The sequence below is a fragment of the Tritonibacter sp. SIMBA_163 genome, assembly GCF_046535935.1.
GTDB lineage: Bacteria > Pseudomonadota > Alphaproteobacteria > Rhodobacterales > Rhodobacteraceae > Epibacterium > Epibacterium scottomollicae.
On record NZ_JAWJBP010001443.1, the window covers coordinates 1 to 232 of the forward strand.

General features: G+C 62.5%; 1 pseudogene. It reads right to left on the minus strand.

Features of this window, described 5'->3' with window-relative positions:
* A pseudogene (locus tag R0J92_RS27070) lies at positions 1-232 on the minus strand (TonB-dependent siderophore receptor); the annotation flags it as partial.

The window sequence follows — 232 nt, forward strand, 5'->3', positions numbered from 1 at the left end:
GTATTCGCCGTCCGCCCCCTGAAGCTTGCCGGTCAGGCGATAGGAGAGCGTGTCGTCCTCGGTGATATTGTCGCCGAAATCCAGGCCGACTTCCTTGTGGTTGTAGGATCCGCCGGTGCCATAGACTTCGCCGAACCGTTCGCTCTTCGGCAGCTTGGTGACGTAGTTCACCGAGCCGCCGGGTTCGGCTGCTCCGAAGCCGGCCGAGCTTGCGCCCTTCAGCACTTCGATG